At 64.2% G+C, this 4,322-nt stretch carries 4 protein-coding genes; all 4 read left to right on the forward strand.

Annotated elements, in window-relative coordinates:
• The first annotated feature begins 419 nt into the window (after positions 1-419).
• The 4 genes from VHL31_RS01180 to cysW all read left to right on the forward strand — a co-directional run bounded on the left by VHL31_RS01180 (position 420) and on the right by cysW (position 4,290).
• Positions 420-1,451, forward strand: a complete 1,032-nt coding sequence (locus tag VHL31_RS01180; RefSeq protein WP_329659370.1) for a sulfate ABC transporter substrate-binding protein — start codon at positions 420-422, stop codon at positions 1,449-1,451.
• 76 nt (positions 1,452-1,527) lie between these two features.
• Positions 1,528-2,556, forward strand: coding sequence for a sulfate ABC transporter substrate-binding protein (locus VHL31_RS01185; protein WP_414653620.1), 1,029 nt, complete (start codon positions 1,528-1,530; stop codon positions 2,554-2,556).
• A gap of 4 nt (positions 2,557-2,560) precedes the next feature.
• The gene (gene cysT, locus VHL31_RS01190; protein WP_329659372.1) at positions 2,561-3,409 is read left to right on the forward strand and encodes a sulfate ABC transporter permease subunit CysT; all 849 of its coding nucleotides are present in this window, start codon (positions 2,561-2,563) and stop codon (positions 3,407-3,409) included.
• Positions 3,410-3,477: 68 nt separating this feature from the next.
• Positions 3,478-4,290 carry a sulfate ABC transporter permease subunit CysW gene (gene cysW, locus VHL31_RS01195; RefSeq protein ID WP_349262328.1) on the forward strand — a complete coding sequence of 271 codons (813 nt, stop codon included), beginning with the start codon at positions 3,478-3,480 and terminating at the stop codon, positions 4,288-4,290.
• Positions 4,291-4,322 lie beyond the last annotated feature (32 nt).

A 4,322-nucleotide genomic window follows, 5' to 3' on the forward strand; every position in this document is an offset into this window, starting at 1 on the left:
ACTCAAAGGGACACGTGATCGGGCTGGCCGACCCATCGCGGGCTACGACGCCATGATCGCCGCCATTGCGCAGGTGCATGGGGCAGAGGTGGCGACCCGCAACGTCAAGGACTTCGAGGGCTGCAGCGTGGCCGTGCTGGATCCCTGGCGAGACTAGGTAGCCTTTGGAGCTTAGCCTTGGCTGGAACCCTTCTGCTCCGCTCTCCATGCAGTTGCCATTGGATGTGGGAGACCGTGAAGGACCTTCAGCCGCCGCAAGGCGACCGCCGTCCTGGCAGCTTCGGCCATGGAAGTCATTAAACCTACATACTTGACTAATTTTATAGACTTTTCCACAGTCGGATCGATGGCGCCGGTAGCCGTCGCTGCACGCGCTGACGCTCGTGCAGGAACGACAAACCTGATCAACGGAGAGTGGAATGAGGCTGAGCCGTCGTAAGGCGTCCGCGCTCCTGGCGGGGTCGGCCGCGCTAGGTGTCGCTCCGTTCGCCAGTATTCAACCTGCGCGAGCGGCTGTGGAGATCCTGAACGTCTCCTATGACCCCACCCGCGAGTTGTACAAAGACGTCAACTCGGTCTTCGCCGCTGCCTGGGAACAGCAGACTGGCGAGGAAGTGACGGTCCGCGCTTCGCATGGCGGGTCCGGAAAACAGGCAAGATCGGTGATCGACGGGCTCGAGGCGGATGTAGTGACCCTGGCGCTGGCCGGCGACATCGATGCGATCGCGAACAATACCGACAAGCTGGCGAAGGACTGGCAAAAGCGCCTGCCCTACAACAGCACGCCCTATACCTCGGCGATCGTGTTTCTGGTCCGCCAGGGAAACCCCAAGGGGGTCAGGGACTGGGGTGACCTCGTCAAGGACGACGTGAAGGTCATCACGCCCAACCCTAAGACGTCGGGTGGCGCTAGGTGGAACTATCTGGCGGCGTGGGGCTGGGCGCTCAGGCAGCCGGGCGGCAATGCCGCCAAGGCGGAAGCTTTCGTGCGCGACCTGTTCCAGCACGTTCCGGTGCTGGACACGGGTGCTCGCGGGTCGACCACCACCTTCGTGCAACGCAAGCAGGGCGACGTGCTGCTCGCCTGGGAGAACGAGGCTTTCCTCTCGCTGGTCGAGTTTGCCGATGCCGGGCTTGAGATTGTGGTGCCATCGGTCAGCATCCTGGCTGAGCCGCCGGTCGCCGTAGTGGACGGCGTGGTCGACGCCAAGGGTACACGCAAGGTGGCGGAGGCCTATCTGAACTTCCTCTATTCGCCGGAAGGGCAGAAGCTCGCAGCCAAACATTACTACCGCCCGCGCGAGCCACAGCATGCCGCCCCTGAAGATGTGGCCCGGTTCGTGAACACCGACCTGCTCTCGATCGACGAGACGTTCGGCGGGTGGGCGAAGGTCCAGCCGGAGCATTTTGGCGACGGCGGCGTGTTCGACCGGATCTACAAGCCGGCTTGAGAACCCGGCCGAGCCTTTGGTTCATCTCGGTCCATGGCAAGAGGTGCTACCTCGCCATCAATACGGAGCGGCGTCATTGGATCGTCGTCAAGCCACCCGAATCGTAGGCGTTGGCACAGGGTTGGGCTTGCTGCCCTTCATCCGTGTGCGGCGCGCTCGTGCAGCAGTAGAGCTCCTGAACGTCTCCTACGATCCTACCCGTGAACTCTATCGGGAGATCAACGAGGCGTTCGCTGCTTCATGGGAGACTCAAACCAGCGAGCAGGTACTAATCCGGATGTCCCATGGTGGGTCCGGCAGGCAGGCTCGATCGGTGATCGGCGGTCTGGACGCGGATGTGGTGAGCCTGGCACTTGCCAGCCACATCGACGCCATTGCTGCCAACACCGGCAAGCTTCCCAGGGACTGGCAGGGCCGTCTGCCATACGGCAGCACGCCCTACACCTCGACGATCGTGTTCCTGGTCCGCAAGGGCAATCCCAAGGCCATCAAGGATTGGGGTGACCTGGTGAAGGATGACGTCAAGGTCATCACGCCCAACCCCAAGACGTCGGGTGGCGCCAGGTGGAACTATCTGGCTGCCTGGGGCTGGGCCCTGCGCCAACCGAGCGGCTCCGCCGATAGCGCACGGCAATATCTGAGCGAGTTGTTCCGGCGGGTTCCCGTGTTGGACGCCGGTGCCCGAGGCTCCACCACGACCTTTGCCCAGCGTCGACAGGGCGACGTCCTACTGGCCTGGGAGAATGAGGCTTATCTCAGCTTAGCCGAGTTCGGGGCCGACAAGTTCGACATCGTCGTGCCGTCGGTGAGCATCCTGGCAGAGCCCCCTGTGGCGCTGATAGATGGCAACGTTGATGCCAAGGGCACGCGCAAGGTAGCTGAAGCCTATCTGCAGTTCCTCTACTCGCCAGAGGGACAGAAGATCGTGGCGAAGAATTATTATCGCCCCCGTGAGCCACAGCATGCCGATCCGGCCGATATTTCTCATCTACCAAAGATCGATCTGTTCACGATCGAAGAAGTGTTTGGTGGCTGGGCGAAGGCGCAGCGGGAGCATTTCGATGACGGCGGGATCTTCGACGCAATCTATGCTGTAGGAAAGTAAGCAGATGCGGCGTACCGCACTGACGCTCGTTCGTGCACAACGTGACGTCCTGCCGGGCTTCGGGCCGGCGATGGGCGTGACGGTCACCTACCTCTCGCTGATCGTGCTCATCCCCCTGGCCGTCATGTTCCTGCGCAGCGTCGGCGACGGTTTCGGCCACTTCCTCGCCGTGGCGACCGACCAGCGCACGCTGGCCGCCTTGCGCCTGAGCTTCGGCGGGGCACTGATCGCCGCGCTGGTGAACCTAGTGATGGGATCGATCGTCGCCTGGGTCCTGGTGCGCTACCGTTTTCCGGGCAAGCGCCTGCTGGATGCGGCCGTCGACCTTCCCTTCGCCCTGCCCACCGCGGTAGCAGGCATCACCCTGACCGCCCTGTTCGCCAGCGATGGCTGGATCGGGCAACTGCTCAGCCCGCTAGGCATCGAGGTCGCCTTCACGCCGCTGGGCGTCATCGTCGCGATGGTCTTCATCGGCCTGCCGTTCGTGGTCCGGACGGTCGAGCCGGTGCTGGCGGACTTCGATCGTGAGGTGGAGGAAGCCGCCTCCACCCTGGGGGCCAGCCGGCTCCAGACGGTATGGCGCGTCATCCTGCCGAGCATCCTCCCGGCGGCGCTCACCGGCTTCGCCCTGGCCTTCGCCCGGGCCGTCGGCGAGTATGGCTCGATCATCTTCATCGCCGGCAACATGCCCTACCAGTCGGAGATCGCACCGCTGTTGATCGTGATCCGGCTGGAAGAGTTCGACTATGCCGGCGCTGCCACCATCGGCGTGGTGATGCTGCTGGGGTCGTTCACGCTGCTGCTGCTGATCAATCTGCTGCAGGCCTGGAGCAGGAGCTACGACCGAGGATGATCGCGAGCTTGCCCGATACCGCCGTGGCCACCATCACCCCCCACCGTCCGGCGCACGCCGAAGGGCGCATGGCCCGACGGATCCTGATCGGCATCACGGTCGTCTTCCTGTGCGGCTTCCTGATCCTGCCGCTCCTCGTTGTGTTCACCGAAGCGTTCCGGGAAGGCTGGCCCGCATTCCAGGAAGCGATCGTCGAGCCTGACGCCATGGGCGCCATCCGGCTGACCCTGCTGGTCGCGGCGATCGCCGTGCCGGTCAACCTCGTGTTCGGCCTGTGCGCCGCCTGGTCGATCGCGAAGTTCGACTTTTCCGGCAAGTCGGTGCTGATCACGCTGATCGACCTGCCGTTCTCGGTCTCGCCGGTGATCTCCGGGCTGGTCTGGGTGCTGCTGTTCGGGGCCAACGGCCTGTTCGGGCCGATGCTGGCGTCGATGGGGCTCAAGATCGTGTTCGCCGTGCCGGGCATCGTGCTGGCCACGATGTTCGTGACCTTTCCCTTCATCGCGCGCGAGCTCATCCCGCTGATGGCCGAGCAGGGGCGGGAAGCGGAGGAAGCCGCCCTGTCGCTGGGTGCCTCGGGCTGGCAGACCTTCCGCCGCGTGACCTTGCCGAACGTGAAATGGGGCCTGCTCTACGGCGTGCTCCTGTGCAACGCCCGGGCGATGGGCGAGTTCGGCGCGGTGTCGGTGGTGTCGGGCCATATCCGCGGCCTGACCAACACGATCCCGCTGCATGTCGAGATCCTCTACAACGAGTACCAGTCGGTGGCCGCCTTCGCGGTGGCGTCGCTGCTGGCCCTGCTGGGCCTGGCCACGCTCGTGATCAAGACCATCCTGGAATGGCGCTACGGCGCCGAGCTCGCCGCGACCCGGCGTCACTGACCAAGCAAGCCCCGGAGCTCTTCGCCATGACG

Origin of the sequence: Geminicoccus sp., from assembly GCF_036263595.1 — a bacterium.
GTDB lineage: Bacteria > Pseudomonadota > Alphaproteobacteria > Geminicoccales > Geminicoccaceae > Geminicoccus.

Coding starts and splice junctions, on each gene's coding strand:
- VHL31_RS01180 (WP_329659370.1), top strand. CDS start 420: ATGAGGCTGAGCCGTCGTAAGGCGTCCGCGCTCCTGGCGGGGTCGGCC.
- cysT (WP_329659372.1), top strand. CDS start 2,561: ATGCGGCGTACCGCACTGACGCTCGTTCGTGCACAACGTGACGTCCTG.
- cysW (WP_349262328.1), top strand. CDS start 3,478: ATGGCCCGACGGATCCTGATCGGCATCACGGTCGTCTTCCTGTGCGGC.